The sequence below is a fragment of the Desulfomicrobium aestuarii genome, assembly GCF_055385525.1.
The window spans coordinates 731,136-749,876 of the sequence record NZ_AP042427.1; the positions used below are offsets into that span (position 1 = coordinate 731,136).

Annotated in this window: 22 protein-coding genes; 9 read left to right on the forward strand and 13 right to left on the reverse strand. The window is 65.1% G+C overall.

Annotated elements, in window-relative coordinates:
• The first annotated feature begins 131 nt into the window (after positions 1-131).
• Positions 132-479 (forward strand): hypothetical protein, encoded by a 348-nt coding sequence (locus ACZ5AC_RS03250; RefSeq protein ID WP_464249528.1) that lies wholly within the window; start codon positions 132-134, stop codon positions 477-479.
• Positions 480-568: 89 nt separating this feature from the next.
• Positions 569-3,115 carry a TIGR03960 family B12-binding radical SAM protein gene (locus tag ACZ5AC_RS03255; protein WP_464249529.1) on the forward strand — a complete coding sequence of 849 codons (2,547 nt, stop codon included), beginning with the start codon at positions 569-571 and terminating at the stop codon, positions 3,113-3,115.
• A 36-nt stretch (positions 3,116-3,151) separates the two neighbouring features.
• Here the strand turns inward: ACZ5AC_RS03255 and ACZ5AC_RS03260 are convergent, their stop codons facing one another.
• On the reverse strand, positions 3,152-3,544 hold the full coding sequence (locus ACZ5AC_RS03260) for a Ros/MucR family transcriptional regulator (protein ID WP_028578663.1): 393 nt from the start codon (positions 3,542-3,544) through the stop codon (positions 3,152-3,154).
• Positions 3,545-3,705: 161 nt separating this feature from the next.
• Between ACZ5AC_RS03260 and ACZ5AC_RS03265 the strand changes: the two genes are divergently transcribed.
• Positions 3,706-4,188, forward strand: a complete 483-nt coding sequence (locus ACZ5AC_RS03265) for a hypothetical protein (RefSeq protein ID WP_464249530.1) — start codon at positions 3,706-3,708, stop codon at positions 4,186-4,188.
• Between the two features lie 88 nt (positions 4,189-4,276).
• On the opposite strand, the gene ACZ5AC_RS03270 is transcribed toward ACZ5AC_RS03265, so the two are convergent.
• The 8 genes from ACZ5AC_RS03270 to ACZ5AC_RS03305 form a co-directional block, all read right to left on the reverse strand.
• On the reverse strand, positions 4,277-4,774 hold the full coding sequence (locus tag ACZ5AC_RS03270; protein ID WP_464249531.1) for a hypothetical protein: 498 nt from the start codon (positions 4,772-4,774) through the stop codon (positions 4,277-4,279).
• Positions 4,775-4,790: 16 nt separating this feature from the next.
• Positions 4,791-5,387, reverse strand: coding sequence for a hypothetical protein (locus tag ACZ5AC_RS03275; protein WP_464249532.1), 597 nt, complete (start codon positions 5,385-5,387; stop codon positions 4,791-4,793).
• The gene (gene thrB / locus ACZ5AC_RS03280) at positions 5,384-5,905 is read right to left on the reverse strand and encodes a homoserine kinase (RefSeq protein ID WP_464249533.1); all 522 of its coding nucleotides are present in this window, start codon (positions 5,903-5,905) and stop codon (positions 5,384-5,386) included. Before thrB ends, ACZ5AC_RS03275 begins: the two co-directional genes overlap by 4 nt.
• A 73-nt stretch (positions 5,906-5,978) precedes the next feature.
• A complete protein-coding gene (locus tag ACZ5AC_RS03285; RefSeq protein WP_464250590.1) occupies positions 5,979-6,704 on the reverse strand; it encodes an ABC transporter ATP-binding protein in 726 nt (241 codons plus the stop codon).
• Positions 6,701-7,468: an ABC transporter ATP-binding protein gene (locus ACZ5AC_RS03290; protein ID WP_464249534.1), complete on the reverse strand. Its 768-nt coding sequence runs from the start codon at positions 7,466-7,468 to the stop codon at positions 6,701-6,703. The genes ACZ5AC_RS03285 and ACZ5AC_RS03290 overlap by 4 nt, the downstream gene beginning before the upstream one ends.
• 1 nt (position 7,469) lies before the next feature.
• The gene (locus ACZ5AC_RS03295; protein WP_464249535.1) at positions 7,470-8,486 is read right to left on the reverse strand and encodes a branched-chain amino acid ABC transporter permease; all 1,017 of its coding nucleotides are present in this window, start codon (positions 8,484-8,486) and stop codon (positions 7,470-7,472) included.
• Between the two features lie 3 nt (positions 8,487-8,489).
• Complete coding sequence (locus tag ACZ5AC_RS03300) at positions 8,490-9,416, reverse strand: branched-chain amino acid ABC transporter permease (RefSeq protein ID WP_028578656.1); 927 nt, start codon at positions 9,414-9,416, stop codon at positions 8,490-8,492.
• A 73-nt stretch (positions 9,417-9,489) separates the two neighbouring features.
• Complete coding sequence (locus ACZ5AC_RS03305) at positions 9,490-10,656, reverse strand: ABC transporter substrate-binding protein (RefSeq protein WP_464249536.1); 1,167 nt, start codon at positions 10,654-10,656, stop codon at positions 9,490-9,492.
• A 439-nt stretch (positions 10,657-11,095) separates the two neighbouring features.
• Here ACZ5AC_RS03305 and ACZ5AC_RS03310 point away from each other — a divergent pair, with 439 nt between their 5' ends.
• From ACZ5AC_RS03310 to hemC, 3 genes are read left to right on the forward strand one after another with little or no spacing between them, the layout of a single operon-like run.
• Positions 11,096-11,719 carry a D-sedoheptulose 7-phosphate isomerase gene (locus tag ACZ5AC_RS03310; protein WP_464249537.1) on the forward strand — a complete coding sequence of 208 codons (624 nt, stop codon included), beginning with the start codon at positions 11,096-11,098 and terminating at the stop codon, positions 11,717-11,719.
• Positions 11,720-11,729: 10 nt separating this feature from the next.
• Positions 11,730-11,972, forward strand: coding sequence for an FmdB family zinc ribbon protein (locus ACZ5AC_RS03315; RefSeq protein WP_464249538.1), 243 nt, complete (start codon positions 11,730-11,732; stop codon positions 11,970-11,972).
• A gap of 16 nt (positions 11,973-11,988) precedes the next feature.
• Positions 11,989-12,924 carry a hydroxymethylbilane synthase gene (gene hemC, locus ACZ5AC_RS03320; protein ID WP_464249539.1) on the forward strand — a complete coding sequence of 312 codons (936 nt, stop codon included), beginning with the start codon at positions 11,989-11,991 and terminating at the stop codon, positions 12,922-12,924.
• A 51-nt stretch (positions 12,925-12,975) separates the two neighbouring features.
• Here the strand turns inward: hemC and cobT are convergent, their stop codons facing one another.
• Positions 12,976-14,040, reverse strand: coding sequence for a nicotinate-nucleotide--dimethylbenzimidazole phosphoribosyltransferase (gene cobT, locus ACZ5AC_RS03325; protein WP_464249540.1), 1,065 nt, complete (start codon positions 14,038-14,040; stop codon positions 12,976-12,978).
• Here cobT and ACZ5AC_RS03330 point away from each other — a divergent pair.
• From ACZ5AC_RS03330 to ACZ5AC_RS03340, 3 genes are all read left to right on the forward strand, one after another.
• A complete protein-coding gene (locus tag ACZ5AC_RS03330; protein ID WP_464249541.1) occupies positions 14,039-14,569 on the forward strand; it encodes a 2-thiouracil desulfurase family protein in 531 nt (176 codons plus the stop codon). The two genes, cobT and ACZ5AC_RS03330, sit on opposite strands and share 2 nt — an antisense overlap.
• Positions 14,570-14,643: 74 nt before the next feature.
• On the forward strand, positions 14,644-14,970 hold the full coding sequence (locus ACZ5AC_RS03335) for a PilZ domain-containing protein (protein ID WP_464249542.1): 327 nt from the start codon (positions 14,644-14,646) through the stop codon (positions 14,968-14,970).
• 17 nt (positions 14,971-14,987) lie between these two features.
• Positions 14,988-15,323 (forward strand): hypothetical protein, encoded by a 336-nt coding sequence (locus ACZ5AC_RS03340; protein WP_464249543.1) that lies wholly within the window; start codon positions 14,988-14,990, stop codon positions 15,321-15,323.
• Here ACZ5AC_RS03340 and ACZ5AC_RS03345 read toward each other — a convergent pair whose 3' ends face one another.
• The 3 genes from ACZ5AC_RS03345 to ACZ5AC_RS03355 form a co-directional block, all read right to left on the reverse strand.
• Positions 15,324-16,400, reverse strand: a complete 1,077-nt coding sequence (locus tag ACZ5AC_RS03345) for a hypothetical protein (RefSeq protein ID WP_464249544.1) — start codon at positions 16,398-16,400, stop codon at positions 15,324-15,326.
• On the reverse strand, positions 16,397-17,722 hold the full coding sequence (locus ACZ5AC_RS03350) for an ATP-dependent 6-phosphofructokinase (RefSeq protein ID WP_464249545.1): 1,326 nt from the start codon (positions 17,720-17,722) through the stop codon (positions 16,397-16,399). The genes ACZ5AC_RS03345 and ACZ5AC_RS03350 overlap by 4 nt, the downstream gene beginning before the upstream one ends.
• Before the next feature lie 109 nt (positions 17,723-17,831).
• Positions 17,832-18,737 carry a TIGR01777 family oxidoreductase gene (locus ACZ5AC_RS03355; protein ID WP_464249546.1) on the reverse strand — a complete coding sequence of 302 codons (906 nt, stop codon included), beginning with the start codon at positions 18,735-18,737 and terminating at the stop codon, positions 17,832-17,834.
• Positions 18,738-18,741 lie beyond the last annotated feature (4 nt).

The following is an 18,741-nucleotide window of genomic DNA, read 5'->3' on the forward strand; positions in this document are numbered from 1 at the left end:
CAAAGCATCCCGGGGGGGAAGGGCGGGAGGGGGCGACCTTGACAGTGCCCTGCGCAGCTCTTAATCATTTCATCTTTGGCCCAGCGCACGTTTCGTGCGTCCGTGGGCCCCAAAAACTCGACGAGGTGACAATGTACGATATCAGATTGGTCAAGCTGGTGAACGGCGACATGGTGCTCGGCAAGTGGGACCAGGACAAGGGCCTCATCAAGGACCCGGCCATCCTGCAGACCATCCCCACCCAGCAGGGCGGGGTGCAGATGCTGCTGCTGCCTTTCGGCTACCCCTTCGACCAGAACATGGAAGGCGAGATCGACCAGCGGCACGTGATCTACCAGTACAAGACCGTGCCCGAGGAGCTGAAGACCAAGTATCTCGAGGCGACCACCAACCTGACCCTCTCTGCCCCCGGCGGCCTGCGCAACCTGGGAGGCATGGGCGGCGGCGTGTCCGACTTCAGCAAGTTCCTGAAAAAATAACCCCGGGACGGGGTGCGGAAAAAGTGGGTGGAGCGGCCACGCGTGGCGCGCCACCTTTTTTTCTGCCCATCCCGACCCTCCAAGGACCCATGAAGGCTCTGCTTCCCCTCTTTTCGCGGCCCAGTCACTACCTCGGCACCGAGATCAACAGCGTGCACAAGGACCCGGCGACGGTCCGGGCCCACGTGGCCCTGGCATTTCCGGACCTCTACGAGGTGGGCATGTCCTACCTCGGTCAGAAGATCCTCTACGACATCGTCAACGCCGACGACCGGTTCTACGCCGAGCGCGTCTTCGCGCCCACCGAGGACGTGGCCGCAGTGCTGCGCGAACACGGCGCCCCCCTGGCCACCCTGGAGAGCGACACGCCCCTGGGCAGCCTCCATGCGGTCATGTTCAGCGTCACGCACGAGCTGTGCTACACCAACATCCTCTACATGCTCGACCTCGCCGGGATTCCCCTGCGCGCGTCCGAACGCGGCGAGGGGCACCCCCTGGTCGTGGCCGGCGGCGGCTGCACCTTCAACGCCGAGCCCATCGCGGCGTTCATGGACCTCATGGTCCTGGGCGACGGCGAGGAGATTCTGCCGCAGATGCTCGGGGTCATGGCGCAGGCCCGGGAGGAGGGCGTCGACCGGGCCGGGCTGATCCGCCGTCTGTCGGCGCTCCCCGGCGTGTACGTGCCGTCCTATTTCGAGGACGACGGCCGCGGGGCCGTGCGGCCTGTCGCGGGCGGGGCGGCCCGCGTGGAGAAGCGCGTCGTGGCGGACATGAACCGCACGACCTTCCCGACCCGCCAGATCGTGCCCTTCGGCAAGCCCGTGCACGACCGCTTTTCCGTGGAGATCGCGCGCGGCTGCACGCGCGGCTGCCGCTTCTGCCAGGCGGGCATGATCTACCGCCCGGTGCGCGAGCGCGAGGTCGACGTCCTGGCCTCCATCATAGGCCAGGGCCTGGCCGATACGGGCAGCGAGGAGCTGTCCTTCCTGTCGCTCAGCACCGGCGACTTCAGCGCCCTGGAGGCCCTCTTCCTGTCCTCCTACAGCCACTGCCGCCAGGAGCAGGTCTCCATCTCCCTGCCGTCCCTGCGCGTGGGCTCGGTCTCCGAGGACCTCATGCGCCTCATGGGCAAGATCCGCCACACGGGCATGACCCTGGCCCCCGAGGCCGGCACCCAGCGCCTGCGGGACGTCATCAACAAGGGCGTGACCGAGGAGGCCCTGCTCGACCACACCGGCAAAGCCTTCCGCCTGGGCTGGCAGCAGGTCAAACTCTATTTCATGATCGGCCTGCCCACCGAGACGGCCGAAGACCTGGACGGCATTCTGGACCTCTGCCTCAAGGTGGCGGCCAGCGCGGGCAGGGGCGCCAAGCGGCTGCAGATCACGGCCGCGGTCTCGCCTTTCGTGCCCAAGCCGCACACGCCCTTCCAGTGGGAACGGCAGATCACCATGGCCGAGATCGAGGAGCGCCTCGGCTACCTGCGCGGCATCTTCCGGCCCTACCGCAAGCTCAAGCTCAAGTGGCACCATTCGCACATGACCTGGCTCGAAGGCGTCTTCTCCCGCGGCGACAGACGGCTGGCGCCGGCCGTGGAGGGGGCCTACCGCAAGGGGGCGCTCTTCACCAGCTGGACCGATCACCTGCGCCTGGAGCCCTGGCTCGAAGCCTTTGCCGAGGCCGGCGTGGACGCCGAAAGCTATCTTGCCGCGCGGGACCCGGAACAGCCCCTGCCCTGGGACCACCTGACCTCCGGCGTGAGCCGCAAATTCCTGCTGACGGAGCGCCGCCGCGCCCTGGACGGCGCGATCACTCCCGACTGCCGTTACGACTCCTGCCGCGCCTGCGGCGTCTGCACCCTGGACGGCCGCCCGTCGGAGCTGGCCGGCCAGGCCGCGGACCACGACATCGTGCCCGTCATCAACCGGACCACGAGGGATCAGGAAGAGCCCGGAGAAGTGGAGGACGTCCCTGCGCCGTCCGTGGACCTGCAGCACAAGGAGCAGCGCTTCAGGCTGTGGTACTCCAAGACCGGGCCGGCCATGTACCTGAGCCAGCTGGAGCTGCAGCGCATCTTCGAGCGGGCCTTCAGGCGCGCTCGGCTGCCCCTGGCCTTCAGCGGCGGGTTCCACCCCATTCCGCTCCTGTCTTTCGCCCGGGCCCTGCCCGTGGGCGTGGGCAGCGTGTGCGAGTGGATGGACTTCTTCGTGCGCGAGCGGCTGGATGTCGAGGGGCTGCCCGCGCTCCTCAACGCGGAGCTGCCTCACGGCATGCGCGCCTCGCGCGTGGACGAGCTGCCCTGCCAGCGGCGGGCGCCCATCTCGAACCGCGAGCGGTTCACCCTGTCCTTCGCCCGCGCGGAAGACGGCGAGCGGTTCGCGCAGCGCCTTGCGCCGTTCTTGGAGGCGCAGGAGTGGAAGGTGCCCAAGCTGACCAAGAAGGGCGAGCCCGGCGAGGTCGACGTGCGGCCCATGGTCCGAACCATGGAGAGGACGGATGACGGGTATGTCATTGATTTTGATTGGCAGGCCTTGTACGTCAGCCCGGTGTTCGTGCTGCAGGCCGTGGATGCGGGCTTTTCCCTGCTGCAGGGGCGCCTGGTGAAGACGGCGCAGTTCTTCGAGGCGGGGGAATGAGAAAGGGCGAAGCGACCGCTTCGCCCTTCTGGTGGTCTACTTCTTGACCCGTTTCTCCCAGAGCTTCATGTCCTGCATCTTCTTGCGGCGGTCGCGAGCCAGGGATTTGGCCACCAGGGACGTGCCCTTCTTGTAGCCCCATTTCTCCCGGTACTCCTCGGGAGTGAGGCCGTGGGTGGCGAGGTGGCGCTTGGTCAGCACCTTGAAGGATTTTTCGCATTCCATGCAGATGATGCTCTTCTCGCGGATGGCCTTCTTGGCGTCATCGGCGGAAGGAGCCTTGACCGGCTCGGGCTGCGTTCCTTCAGCGACATTCTTGATTCCTTCGGTCAACGAACGAACCATGGATGTCAGCTCTTCCTCGGTCATGTTGCGCACACTGGCTTGTGCTTTGACGATTTCGAGGGCTTGCTTGACATAATCTTCCATGTGAAACCTCCAACTATCGCGTATTTGTAAAGCGGAGTATTACAGTCGGTAAATATTTTTGTCAACATTCGTCGTGATACGTAATCTTGATCTGCTTTGGCGTACTCATAATTGATTTTTCGCAGATGTTTTCATGATCACCAAGGTACAGGGAGAAGAAAATGGCTATTCCTCAAAATGCTCTGACTGACACGGCTAACGTTTTCCATTTCGAGTTCTGGCTTCGCTATTATTTCATCGAAGAGCGGGACGGAAAACTTTTCATTGCGCTGACCGACGAGCAGCAGAAACAGATGCAGGCCCAGTTCGCTGATTACTGGGAACTCGTGGAGCGCGTGAAAGACCAGCCTCTTTCCCCGGAATTGTCTCAGCAGTCCGTGGTCGAGTTTCTCCAGCTCAATCTGGAGAGCAAGAAATTCCCCGCCAACACCGTGATCAAGGTGCTGGACAGCAAGGAGTTTTCAACGGAGATGTATCTCTTCGATACGTGGGTCAGCCTGCACGAGGAGCAACTCATGCAGAAGATCTACGGTTTCGATTACTGGATGCACGCCTACGGGGACTGGAAGGAGTCCGAGAGGGCCAAGCAGCTGGCGCAATCCCTCCAGGTCCAGTTGAAGGGTGAGCGCGGCACCATGAACTGATTGTCCGGGTTTTCTTGAACGAGAAAGACGGAAAGCCCCCGGGAGCCATGCTCCCGGGGGCTTTCCGTCGTCTGAGCCGGTGCGGGGGCTACTGGAAGAGGGCTCCCTGGCTGGCGAAGAAGACCTCGGCCTTGTTGCCGGTTCCCTGGGTGCTCTTCTCGGCCGTCAGTTCCATGCGATAGCCGAAGGAAATGTAGAGGGGGCCCGATGAGCCGAGGGACTCGGGCGTGAGGTGAAATTCGAAGGGCACGCCCTTGTCGTGATCCAGGGTGGTCGGGAGGTAGAGGCGCAGATCCTTGGCCAGGACCCGGCTGTTGTCGTCTGAAAGATAGATCTGCATCCAGAGATCCTGAATCCAGGTGGCCCACTCGGGGACGGCCCCGGCCACGGGTTTGGCGGTGCCCGTGACGATCAGCCTGTTGTCCTCCAGGCGGCTTGAGTAGGTGAACTCCCAGTAGCGCATGGCCAGGGTTTCCTGCTGGCCCAGGGTCCAGGGCTTCTTGTCCAGGTGGACGACGCTCAGGTGCGCGCAGGACGCCACCAGCAGGGTCAGCAGGACGAGGGCCGTCTTCAGGCGAGGGTGCATGCCGGTCTCCGTGGTTTCACGATTGGGGGGTACCCTGGACTATCATTTCGGCCAGGGTCAGATCAACCCGCGGCAGGGAACGAATCTTCCCCGGCCCCACGAACTGCACCTCCAGCTCCAAGAGCCGGGTGTAGAGGGCCGTGCGGTCCAGGACGGGAAAGGAATCGGCCGACGCGCAGAGCTCCTGGCTGCGGAAACAGCCCGGGAAATCGACGCTGCGCCCGTTGGGGTAGCGCAGGCGGTTGGGCACGCCGTGCAGCCTGCAGATCATCAGGCGGTGCATGTACACGCCGCAGCGGCCGTCGTCGTTCAGCGGGCACATGATGTGCGGCCGCTCCCCACGGGCCAGCGCGTCGCCGGCCTCGCGCACGTAGGCGCGGGCCCTTCTCTCGTATTCGGCCCGGCGTTCGGGCGGCAGTTCGGACAAGCCTTGCAGGAGGTAGGCCCACTCGATGCGCGTGTGGTGCTGGAAATAGCTCGTGCAGCAGTTGTCGGGGCAGTTGTCGCAGGTCAGGCCCAGGGCGCCGGCGTGCCGGACATAGGCGTCCTGCATGTCGGCATACAGGGCGGCCAGCTTGCGGAAGGCCTGGGCGGGCAGAAGTTTCTTGGTCACGACGGGTTCTCGGTGTTTCCGGATAGGGCTTGGATGATGGCGGCGCAGGTCTGGTCGGGGTCCTGGCCGTCGGTGCGCACCCGCACCTGAGCGTAGCGTGCATACAGGGGGACGCGTTCGTCGTAAAGGTCCCTGATGGTCTGTCCTGGGGCGATGGCCAATCCCCGGGAACAGGGGTTTGTCAGCCTGCCTGCGATGTCCTCGAAGGAGGATTCGAGGTAGACGATGCGCCCGAGGGTCGCCAGGTGCTGCATGGCCAGGGCGCTGTAGACCACGCTGCCGCCCGTTGCGATGACGCATTTCTTGAGGAAGGTGCGTCTGATCTGCTCGGCCTCGGCCTGCACGAAGGCGTCGCGGCCGAGATGGTCGCTGATGGCCTGCAACGGGGCGCCCCACCAGGCCTCCAGGAGCAGGTCCGTGTCCACGAAGGCCCAGCCCAGCTCCCTGGCCAGCCTCTTGCCGACGGTGGATTTGCCGGCCGCGGCCATGCCGATGAGAATGATGTTGTCGTAATCCATGTTCTGGTCCGTCAAAAAAACGAAGCCCAAGCGGGGCGCCCGGGCTTCGTGCGAAAACAGGTTGGTGCCGGGTTCAGCCGCCCAAGTATGCCTTCTTCACGTCGGGGTTGTCCATGAGTTCCCGGGCGTTGCCCGAGGCCACGATGGCCCCCGTGTCGAGCACGTAGCCGCGGTGGGCGAACTGCAGCGCGATGCGCGCGTTCTGCTCGATCAGAAGAAGCGTCATGCCCTGGGAATTGAGTTCCTTCAAGGCCCGGAACATGTCGTACATCAGCAGCGGCGCCAGGCCCATGGACGGCTCGTCGAGCATGATGAAGTCGGCCCCGGTCATGAGGGCCCGGCCCACGGCCAGCATCTGCTGCTCGCCGCCGGACAGGGACTCGCTGCGCTGCCTGCGCCGCTCCACCAGGCGCGGGAAGAGTTCGTAGACGCGCTCGTAGTCGCGTTTGACGTTGTCCATGTCCTTGCGGGCGTAGGTGGCCAGGGTCAGGTTCTCCTCGACGGTCAGGTTGCCGAAGATGTGCCGGCCTTCGGGCGCCAGGGCCATGCTCATTTTGGACACGATCTCGTGGGGCGGGACCGGGAGCAGGCTCTGGCCCTTGTAGGTGATGTCGCCCTCGATGATCTTGGGGCCTTCGGGCGGACCCAGTCGGGCGATGGACAGCAGGGTGGTGGTCTTGCCGGCGCCGTTGGCGCCGATGAGGGTCACGATCTCGCCCTTGTCCACGGTGAAGGAGATGCCGTGCAGGGCTTCGGTGTTGCCGTATCTGACTTTGAGATTGGTGACGGAAAGCATCAGATGTTCTCATCTCCCAGGTAGGCCTTGATGACCTCCGGGTTGTTGCGGATTTCCTCCGGCGTGCCCTCGGCGATGGTCGCGCCGAAGTCGATGACCTTGATCCACTGGCACAGGCTCATGACCACGGTCATCTGGTGTTCGATCATCCAGATGGCCAGGTCGAACTCCTTGTGGATCCATTCGACCAGCTTGATCAGCTCCACCACGTCGGTGGACGGCAGGCCCGCGGCCGGCTCGTCCAGCAGCAGGAGCTTGGGCTTGATGGACAGGGCGCGGGCGATCTCGACCTTGCGCTGGGTGCCGTAGGGCAGGTTCGGCGGGACCTCGTCGGCCAGGTCGCGCATGCCCATGAACTCCAGAAGTTCCATGGCCTCGTGGTCGATGGCCTTCTCGCGGTCGGCGTAGCGCCGGGTGCGCAGCAGGGAGTCCACGAGGCTGTAGCCGAGGCGGTAGTGCTGGGAGACCTTGATGTTGTCCAGCACGGTCATGTCGTTCCACAGCCGGATGTTCTGGAAGGTCCGGGCCACGCCCAGGGACGTGACCTGGTGGGGCTTCATGCCGCGCGTGTCGACGCCGCCGATTTTGATGGACCCGGACGTGGGCTGGTAGAAGCCGCTGACCAGGTTGAAGACGGTCGTCTTGCCGGCGCCGTTGGGCCCGATGAGGGCGCACATCTCGCGGCCCTCCAGGCGGACGGACAACTCGTTCACGGCCAGCAGGCCGCCGAAGCGTTGGGTCAGGTCGGTTATTTCGAGCAGGGCCATGTCATTTGAACCTGTAGAAGCGCTTGAGTTTGGGGAAGATGTCCGAAAGCTCGCGGTTGCCCATCAGGCCCTCGGGCCGGAACTGCATGAGGACGATGAGGAGCATGGGGATGGCCACCCATTTGAGCTGCTCCAGGGGCTTCAGGAATTCCAGCAGGATGGTGAAGATGCCCGCCGCCAGGATGGAGCCCGTCAGGGAGCCCATGCCTCCCAGGTAGACCATGACCAGGCACTCCGTGGAGCGCAGGATGGTGAAGGAGGCCGGGTTCACGAAGCCGATGAGGTAGGCGTAGAGCCCGCCCGCCAGCCCGGCCAGGCCCGAGGAGAGCATGAAGGCCACGAGCTTCATGTGGTTGGTGTTGACGCTCATGATTTCGGCCGCGACCTCGTCCTGATGGATGGCCATGACGCCCTTGCCGTAGGTCGAGTAGACGAAGCGTCGCAGCAGCCAGACCGTCAGGACCACGCCGATGAAGATCCAGACGAGCATCCAGGGCACGGTGAAGCTCTCCTCGATGGCCAGCACGACCTTCTTCATGCCCATGAAGCCTCTGGGGCCGCCGACGATCTCGATGTTCTCCAGGGCGCTCTTGACGATGTAGCCGGCGGCCAGGGTGATGACGGCCAGGTAGTCGCCGCGCGTCTTGAAGGACGGGATGGCGACGAGCAGGCCAACCAGGGCCGCGGCCGCGAAACCCGCGGCCAGGATGAGCGGGAAGGCCATTGGGGCGAGGCTCATGGGCAGGAGCGCCGGGCCGAAGTGCTCGTCGCCGACGAAGAGGATGACGCCGACGATGGAGGCCGTGTAGGCCCCAACGGCCATGAAGCCGGCGTGGCCGCAGCTGAATTCGCCCATGTAGCCGTTGACCAGGTTCAGGCTGGCGGCCAGGATCATGTAGATGCCCATGGTGCACAGGAAGGTCTGCGCGTACTGGCCGAGCAGGCCGGTCTGCGTCATGGCGACGAGGCCCAGGAGCAAGGCGCAGAGCGCCGCTGGTGTGGTGAGGCGTGGACTCATGGTTCAGATCTTCGTGGTTCTGGGCTTGCCGAAGAGCCCGGTTGGTTTCCAGGAGAGAATGCCCAGCAGGATGGTGAAGGAGATCAGGTCGCGCAGTTCGGAACTGAAGGTCGCGGCCACGGCCACCTCCAGGAAGGCCAGCAGGAACCCGCCGATGAAGGCGCCGCGGATGTCGCCGATGCCGCCTACGACGGCGGCGATGAAGGCCTTCCAGCCCACCAGGGCGCCCATGAACGGGTCGAGGACCGGGAAATTCATGGCGTAGAGCAGTCCGGCCAGACCGGCCATGGAGGAGCCCAGGAAAAAGGTGAAGATGATGACGATGTCCAGCGGGATGCCCATGAGGGGCACCGCGAACTTGTCGAAGGACACCGCGCGCATGGCCATGCCGATCTTGGTCCGGGTCACGATCCACTGCAGCAGGCCGAAGACCGCGAAGCTGGTGAAGATGGCGGCCAGCTTCAGGCTCGTGACCGTGGCCCCGCCGATCTCGAAGATGGCCCGGGGCACAAGCGTCGGGAAGGACTTGCGGGTGGCGCCGAGCATGGCCAGGTTGCCGTACTCCAGGACGATGCCCATCATCAGGGCCGTGATGACCACGTAGAGGCGGTTGGCTCCCTTCAGGCGCAGGGGGCGGTAGGCCACGCGCTCGATGAAGACGCCCACGCCCGAGGTCAGGAGCATGGTCAGGGGCACGGTCAGGGCGAGCACGATCCAGCCGGACATGCCGGCGTCGAGGACGCCGTATTTGCCCATGAGCGCCGTGGCGCAGAAGAAGGCGATGTAGGCGCCGACCATGAAGATGTCGCCGTGGGCGAAGTTGATGAGCAGGAGCACGCCGTAAACCAGGCAGTACCCGAGCGCGATGAGGGAGTAATAGCTGCCCAGCTGCAGGGCGTTGATGCCCTGTTGGATGAAAGTTTCGAGCATGTTCGGGTCCGGAATCGGTTGGAATGTCTCAAGGCCGGAGGGCGGCGGGCCGCCCTCCGGAAGTCAGCCAGGGTTACGGACAGACGGTCTCGTGGAACGTGAACTCGCCGGCGTCGTTGATCTTGACGATGACGGCGCACTTGGAGGGGTCGCCGCTCTTGCCGTCGTAGCTCATGGTGCCGGTGATGCCTTCGAAGCCGCTCATGGAGGCCAGGGCGGCGCGCAGGGCGTCGCGGTCCTTGGCCAGGTCGCCGGACAGGGCGCCCATCTTCTGGATGGCGGCCAGGGCCATGTTGGTGGCGTCCCAGGTCAGGGCGCCGACGTCATCCGGGATCTGGCCGTACTTGGCGTTGAAGTTGTCGATGAATTCCTTGGTCGCGCCCTTGGCGCCGGCGGCGGCGTAGTGGGTCACGAAATACTGGCCCTTGCAGTCGTCGCCGCACAGGCCCATGAGTTCGGCGGAGCCCCAGGAGTCGGAGCCGAGGATCGGGCCCTTGAAGCCCAGTTCGCGGGCCTGGCGCACGATGAGAGGCACTTCGTTGTAGTACTGGGGGGTGAAGAGGACGTCGGGCTTGGCCTTGATGATCTTGGTCAGCTGGGCCGAGAAGTCCACGTCCTTGGTGGTGAAGGTTTCGTAGGCCACCACGGCGCCGGCGCCGTGCAGTTCCTCGAAGCTCTTCTTGAAGAATTCGGACAGGCCCTTGGAGTAGTCCTGGGCCACGTCGAAGAGGACGGCCGCGGTCTTGGCCTGCAGCTGGTTGGTGGCGAACTTGGCGGCCACGGGGCCCTGGAAGTCATCCAGGAAGCAGGCGCGGAAGACGTAGGGGCGGTCCAGGGTGGTTTTGGGGTTGGTGGACCAGGGGGCGAGCATGACGGTCTTGAGGTTGTTGGCCACTTCGCCGGCGGGGACGGCGCGGCCGGAACCCATGGGGCCGACCATGGCCAGGACCTTCTCGCCTTCGATCAGCTTCAGGGCCGCGTTGACGGCGGACTCGGGCTTGGTCTCGTTGTCCACGTACACGAATTCGAGCTGGTACTTCTTGCCGCCGACGTCCAGGCCGCCTTTGGCGTTGACCTGCTCCTTGAGCATTTCGGCGGACTGCTTTGCCATCTCACCCACTTTGGGAATGTCGCCGGTCATCGGGATGTTGAAGCCAAGCTTGATGGTCTCGGCCCCCGCGGCCGCAGTAAAGAGCAGCACGCATACCAGGGTCAGGAAAACACGAGCAAATTTCTTCACAAACAACCTCCATGAGTAAGTGTTACAAAGTGACGGTTTTCTAAATGAGAAAACCAAAAAAAGAAAGGTATTTGAGGGGAGTGCACCCCGTTTTGTAAGAAGTCGCGGCTCGGCGCAAAGAAGCGCGTGATTCGAGCCCTTTAGATGCGGTTTGATTGTGCAATCATCGTGCCCTGTCGGGCCTGGATGGGGCGGCGAATTTTCGACGAAGTTGGGAGCCGTTGCGCTGCGTTAATTCGCTCCGAGCCTGTGTTTGTGGTGGATTGAAAGTCTCGGGGGTTCGAATTCCGAAATTGTCAAAGCTTCGCGAATCTTCCGGTCGCTGTTTTACAATTCTGTATAACTTGTCGTCGAAGGCGGGGGAAGAAACCCTTGCCAAAGGGCAGGTGGGAACTTACAAACCATGGTCCTGTTCAACGAATGAGGGGAGGGCCAGGCCATGACCGACAAGGTGCTGCGGATCATCACGACCCACGCGGAGGACGGAGCCGCGCTGCGCACGGCGTTTTTCGCCGCCCACGCCTCTCAGGTCGCCGAGGCGGCCCGGGCCATGGCCCTGTGTCTCACGGGCGGGGGGAAGATCCTTTTCTGCGGCAATGGCGGCAGCGCGGCCGACGCCCAGCATTTCGCGGCTGAGCTGGTCAACCGCTTCATGATGGAGCGCCCGCCCCTGCCGGCCATCGCCCTGACCACGGACTCCTCGGCACTGACGGCCATCGGCAACGACTATTCGTTCGAGCAGATCTTCAGCAAGCAGGTCCGCGCCTTGGGGCGGCCGGGCGACGTGTTGGTCGGCATTTCCACGTCGGGCAAAAGCGCCAACGTCAACGAGGCCCTGCGCCTCGGGATGGAGAACGGACTGGTGACCGTGGGGCTGGGCGGGGGCAACGGCGGGGAGATGACGCGGCACTGCCACCACGCCCTCATCGTCCCCGACACCAGGACGCCCCTCGTCCAGGAGATTCACGCGGCCATCGGCCACCTGCTCTGCGGTCTGATCGACTACTATCTTTTCGAGGCGGTTTCCGAACTCGAACCTTTCTTGGGCTCGGAACAACCGTAAAGGAGGACATATGCCCATCTTCGAATACGTCTGCAACGCCTGCCACAAGGAGTTCGAGGAGATCGTCCTGGGCGGCGAGCAGTCCGCGTGCCCGGCCTGCGGCTCCGCCGACACGGCCAAGCTCATGTCCCGGGGCGTCTTCCGCACCGGAGGCCCCATCGTCGCGGGCTCGCCCAGCGCGAGCGCCATCACCACCAGGGGCAAGAGCGGCTGCGGTTCCTGCAGCGGCGGCAACTGCTCCAGTTGCGGTTAACTTCAAAGGATCATTGATGAAGAAAATTCGCATCGCCACCCGCGGGAGCAAGCTCGCCCTGTGGCAGGCACACCACATTTCGGGCCTCCTCAAGGCCCAGTACCCCGGCATCGACATCGAGCTGAACATCATCAAGACCAAGGGCGACAAGATTCTCGACGTCCCCCTGGCCAAGATCGGCGGCAAGGGTTTGTTCGTGAAGGAGATCGAGGAGGCGCTGCTGGCCGGCGAGGCGGACATTGCCGTGCACTCCATGAAGGACGTCCCGGCCGAACTGCCCGAGGGCCTCAAGCTGGGCATCATCCCCGAGCGCGAAGCGCCCACGGACTGCTTCCTGAGCGCGAACTACCCTGACATCGCCTCCCTGCCGGCCGGGGCCCGCGTCGGGACCAGCAGCCTGCGCCGCCAGACCCAGCTCATGGGCCTGCGCCGGGACCTGTGCATCGTCTCCCTGCGCGGCAACCTGGACACCCGGGTGGGCAAGCTCATGGCCGGCGAGTTCGACGCCATCATCGTGGCCATGGCCGGGCTCAATCGCCTGGGCCTCGACGCGCCGCACATGCAGGAACTGGCCCCGCCGTCCTTCTTCCCGGCCGTGGCCCAGGGAGCCCTGGGCATCGAGTTCCGTACCGACCGGCCCGAGCTGGACGAACTGCTGGCCTTCCTCGACCATGCGCCCACGAGAGCCTGCGTCGAGGCCGAGCGGTCCTTCCTTTTCGGTCTGGACGGCGGCTGCCAGGTGCCCATCGCCGGCTTCGCCACCCTGTCCGGGTCGACCCTGACCATGACGGGCCTGGTGGCCGACCTGTGCGGCGAGCGGGTCATCCGTCAGGAAGCCTCGGGCCCGGCCGCCGAAGCCGTGGCCCTGGGCGCCGGAGTGGCCCGGGCGGTCCTGGAGCGCGGTGGGCAGGAAATCCTGGACGCGGTGTACAAGAGCGGCGCGGCCGTCTGAGCGGGAATGCTTTCGACGTGAAAGGGCAGGCGGTTTTCCGCCCGCCCTTTTTCAATTTCCGGAATCCACGCCGGCCGAGGAGAATGTGGCCATCTCGTTGTAGATGTTGGCCGCACAGCGCAGGATGAAGACGGCCATGGCCGCGCCCGTGCCCTCTCCCAGGCGCATGCCCAGGTTGAGCAGCGGGGCGGTTCCAAGGCCGTCCATGACTGCGGCGAAGCCCGGTTCGGCCGAGGCGTGGGCGAAGAATGCGTACTCGGCCACGGCGGGGTGGATGGCCCTGGCCGCGGCGAAGGCGCTGGACGAGATGAATCCGTCGATGACCAGCGCCATGCCCAGGCTCGCCCCGCCAAGGATCATACCGGCCAGGGTGGCGATCTCGAAGCCGCCCAGGCAGGCCAGGATGTCGATGGGGTCGCCCGTGGCCACGACCGGCGCGTGCAGGGCCAGAGCCCGTTCGATGACGCGGATCTTGTGGCGGATTCCTTCGGCGTTCAGGCCGGTGCCGGGGCCGGTGATGGCTTCGGGTTCCAGGCCCAGGTAGGCGCAGAACAGGGCCGTGGCTGGCGTGGTGTTGGCGATGCCCATCTCGCCCGTGCACAGGGTTTTCATGCCGTCTTCCCGCGCCGCAAGGGCCAGGCGCACCCCGTTTTCCAGGGCCGTCAGGCACTCCTGGCGCGTCATGGCCGGGCCTGTCGTGAAATCGCGGGTGCCGGGGGCGACCTTGCACTGCACCAGGGCCGGGTGTTCGGGGAAGGGGCCGCCCAGGCAGCCGGCGTCCACGACCTTGAGGTCCACGCCGGCCGTGCGGGTCAGGACGTTGATGGCCGCGCCCTCACGCACGAAGTTTTCGACCATCTGTCGCGTCACGTCCTGCGGAAAGAGGCTCACGCCCTGCGCCGCCACGCCGTGGTCGCCGGCGCAGGTGTAGACGCGGGCCGGGTCCACGCACGGCGCTTCGCCACCGGCCAGGGCCACCAGACGGCAGGCGACGCGTTCCAGGGTGCCGAGGCTCCCTTTGGGCTTGGTCTGCGTGTCGAGATGGGCCTGGGCCTGATCGAAATATGTCGGGTCGAGGGGGCTGATGCGGTCGAGGGCGGACTGGAGAGTGGACATGAAGCCTCCGGAATATCACGATTTTTTTGATGATTGCGAGTTCAACGGCTACAGGATGGAGGGCTGGATGACAAGGGACGATTTCCAGGGAAGAGGACGGCAACCGTTGCTGGTCAGCGCCTGTTTGCTTGGCGTGTACTGCCGCTACGACGGGCGCATGGAGACCGACGGGCGCGTCGCGGACCTGGCTTCGCGCTTCACGCTCATCCCCGTCTGTCCCGAACAGCTCGGCGGGCTGCCCACCCCCCGGGATGCCGTGGAGTTGAGCGGGGACAAGGCCCTGACCCGCAGCGGAGCGGACGTGACCGAGGCCTTCACGCGCGGCGTCGAGCAGGTCCTGCGCATCGCCTCCCTGACCGGCGCCCGAGCTGCGGTGCTACAGCCGCGTTCGCCCAGCTGTGGCATCAGCGTGATCTACGACGGCACGTTTTCCGGAGTGCGCATCGAGGGGCACGGCATGCTGGCCGGGAGGCTGGCGGAAGAGGGGTTTCTCCTGTGCACCCCCGAGGGGCTCGAACAGCTTGCCTGAGGCCTCTTTTCATTTCTCCGCAAAGGACTATAGGATGAAAAGAGTTTCCGCCATGGCGGGATAGGGAGGCAAATATGGCGAACGGTTCGCAGAACAGGCGCGCCTTCACGCGCCAGCGCAAGGAAAACAGCGTCAGGTACAGCCGGCTTGACAGCGACGAGTACCTCGACGCGAGACTCATCGACCTGGGCGAGGGCGGCCTGTGCATGGAAACCCGCTCTCCGCTGCGTACGGGCGAGATCATATACCTTCAGCTCCTGAACCTTCACCCCGAAAAATCGGGGCTGGCCGCACACCGGAGCTTCCAGGGCCGCGTGCGCTGGACCAGGGATCTGGGGTGCACCGACAAGACGCGGTTTGGTATCGGCGTGCAGTACACCCGCCCCGTCTCGCGACCATGACACACGCAGGAAGGATCATGCCGACATTCGAACAGGAACTCGAGAGCAGCGCGGAACTGCTGAAATGCGGAAAAATTTCCAAGGAACAGGGACGAGCCCATGCGCGGTCCCTGGCCTGGTTCCGGGCCCATGCCGCTCAGCTGGCAGAAGCCGGCTGGACAGTGCCAGAACTCTACCGCGTCGGGACCCTGTCCTTCCCCTATTCTGAATGGGGGCCCGGCTGGCTGACGCTCTGGAACAACGAAAAATGCGAACCCCGGCTGGGTGCCCGGGGTTCCATAGAGTTCGTCCTGCACGAAGCCGGCGGTGACGTCGTCCAGACGTGCCGGCTCGAAAAGTCCTTCCTGTCCTGACTACTGCCCCGCCTCGGCGGGATCGCCCGACGTGGCGTTTCCGCCGCTTTCCGGCCATGGCTGCCGCGAGCGTTCCTCCACGGCTTCCGCGACCCTGGCCAGCAGTTCTCCCGCCTTGCCCGTGGCCCCGACCCATTGGGGGTTTTCTTCGCCGCGGCGGTATATCCATTGCGCCAGATAGATGAGTTCCGAAGCGTCCAGCCCCTGGGGGTCGGCCGCGCTGACGATGGCCTGCAGCAGACGCTGACGCGAGATCTCGCGCGTCTGGATCGTGGTCTTGATGCGCGCGCTGGCCTCGTCGCGGGCCGCGGGCGACGCCTTGTCGCCCTGCAGGTTCCAGAAGGCCAGATGGGCCTGGCCGACGTTGTCGATGTCCTGAAGATACTTGGCCACAAGCGGCTTGACCGTGTCCGTCCTGGCCAGGACGGACACGGTCCGACCCACCGTGCGCAGGCGGGAGGCCAGCAGCGTCAGCATTTCCGCGCGTTGCGCTTCGGTCACGGCCACGCTCTGGCCCGAGGCCAGGGTGTGGGTGGTGGAGCGCAGCGTCTCGTCGAGGCTGTCCAGGAAGAGGGGCGTGTAGGCGGCGTGCAGGAAATCAAGCGTCGGGCCCTGCAGCACGTGCCCGAAGATGATTTTGCGCGCGCCCAGCGTGTCGGCCGGGTCCACGTTCAGGCCCGGGAAATCGACGCCGTAACGGATGTTCACGGACTTGACGTTGAGGTCGAAGCGGCCCTGGGGGCCGGGATTCTTCTTGGTGCCGCCCGGGAGGTAGCGGGCGACGAGGTAGGCGCTGACATCCTTGACGAAGTCGTGCCGGACGATTTCGTCCACGGGTGTTTCGGGGGCCGTGGCGTTGGACGTGGCGTTCGTCTCGACGCTGGCGTTGGTCGCGTTGACGGGCAGCATCGCCGTGGTGTTTGAGGGCTCGGGCGCCTTGCCCGTACTGACCTGCCATCGCTGGGGCGCCACTTCCTTGGCCTCGGGCTTGGGAAAGATCTGCTCGCGGTTCTGCAGGAACCAGTAGGCTCCGCCGGCCAGGGCCAGGATGACGAGAACGATGAGGGCGCGTTTCATGGCCTATCCGCCTTGTTCATGCAGGTGAACATGGATTGGGGCTGTCCGGTCGATTCCATCACGGACCGCCAGTAGTTGGAGAAAATATTCAGCTTGCGTCGCTTGGACGTGACCAGGTGCAGCGGCAGATGGATGTAGCGGTCCTGGAGCTTGGACACGACCATGCCCGTCTTGCCGGCCATGGCGGCATGCACGGCGTGCTGGCCGAGGAAGCCGCAGTAGATGCGGTCGTTGGAGTTGGCCGGTATGGAACGGATGATGTAGCTCGGGTCGATGTACTTGAGCGTGTATGGAAAGTTCAGTTCGCCGAAATACTTTTTGATCTCCCTGCGCAGCACGTCGCAGATGTCGCCGAGGATGGGGTTGCCCGACAGGTCCTGCCCGTTGTCCGCGCGGCACAGGTCCTGACCGGCGCCCTCGGCCACGACGATGACGGCGTGCTGCCGCTGCTCCAGGCGTTGTTTCAGCTGGGCCAGGAATCCTTCGGGCCCGTGCAGCTCGAAGGGGGCTTCGGGCACGAGGACGAAGTTGACCTCCTTCAGGGCCAGGCTGGCCTGGGCCGCGATGAAGCCCGACTCCCGGCCCATGAGCTTGACCATGCCGATGCCGCCGGGAGAACCCAGGGCCTCGACGTGGGCGCAGCGGATGGCCTCGGTGGCCTTCTCCACGGCCGTGTCGAAGCCGAAGGAACGGGTCACGAAATTGATGTCGTTGTCGATGGTCTTGGGGATGCCGACCACGCCGATCTTGAGGCCGCGTCGCAGAACCTCCTGGGTAACTATGTCGGCGGCCTTCATGGTCCCGTCGCCGCCTATCATGAACAGGACCGAGATGTTCATGCGCTCCAGGGCGTCGACGATCTCCTCGGGCGGCTGGGGCCCGCGCGACGAGGACAGGACCGTGCCCCCGAACTCGTGGATCTCGGACACGCTCTCGGGCGTGAGCTCCATGATGTCGTGCTTGAATTTGGGGATGAAGCCCTGCAGCCCGTAGCGTATGCCGAAGGTGCCGGACACGTGGTAGTTGTGGTGGGCGCTCATGACGATGGCCCGGATGACGTCGTTGATGCCCGGGCAAAGGCCGCCGCAGGTCACGACGGCGCACTTGGTCTTGGGCGGGTCGAAGTAGATCATCCTCCTGGGGCCGGCCTCCTCGAACTCGCACAGCGCATCGGAGCCGGAGGCGTCCTCGATGACGTCCCCGGACAGGAACATGCGCATCTTGGCCGAGTCGTCGATATGGTGGCAGTAGGGCAGGGGGTTGTCGACCCTGCACGGGCCCAGGCTGGGGATGGCGGTGTCGAAGATGGGCGCGTTGTCCATGGCGTCTCCTTGTGGGGTGAGTGCGGACGGCCGAAAAAAGCTCCCTGTCTGGTAAGCCAGGGAGCCTCAAAATACAAGGAGCATGGGATCGCGGGGCAAATCGGCGGTGTCAGGCCTTTTTCAGGGCGGGGACGATGTCCGCCAGGGCCCGGTCCAGGTCCGGGTGCTCGAAGGCGAAGCCCAGGGCCTGCAAGGCCGCGGGGACGCAGCGCTGCCCCGACAGGAGCATGGTCGCCGCCTCCCCCAGGACCAGCTTCAGGGCAAAGGGCGGAACGGGCAGGACGGCCGGGCGCTTCAGGGCACGGCCAAGGGCGGCGGTGAAGCCGGCGTTGGTCACTGCTTCGGGGGAGCAGGCATTGAAGGCCCCCCGGGCCACCGGGGTTTCCAGCAGGAAGCTCATGACGCGCACCAGGTCGCGGACGTGGATCCAGGGGAACCACTGCCTGCCGCTGCCGAGACGGCCGCCCAGGCCCAGGGCGAAGGGCAGGTGCATCTTGGCCAGGGCGCCGCCGTTGCCGAGAACCACGGCGATGCGCGGCGTGACCACGCGGTGCCCGAAGCTCTCGGCGTGCAGGGCCTCGGCCTGCCAGGCCGCGGCCACGTCGGCCAGAAAGCCCGACCCTCGCGGCGCGTCCTCGGTCAGCACAGCGTCCCCGCCGTCGCCGAAGTAGCCCACGGCGTTGGCGCAGAGGAAGGTCTTGCCCGCGGTGCGGGACAGGGCGTCCACGATGTTGCGGGTGCTGAGCACCCTAGATTCGAGAATGCTTTTCTTTCCCGCCTCGTTCCAGCGGGTCGTGATGGGGGTTCCTGCCAGGTTGACCACCGCGTCGAACCCCGCGACCAGTTCCTGCCACGGGCCCGGCGCGGTGGGGTCGGCCTTGAGCACGGCCACGGGCGGGGCGAAGCGCGCCTTTCCGGAGCGGGCCGCCACGGTCACCTCATGGCCGCGTTCCACCAGATGGGGCACGAGGTGCGCCCCCACGAAACCGGTCGCGCCGAAGGCCAGAATCTTCATGGCG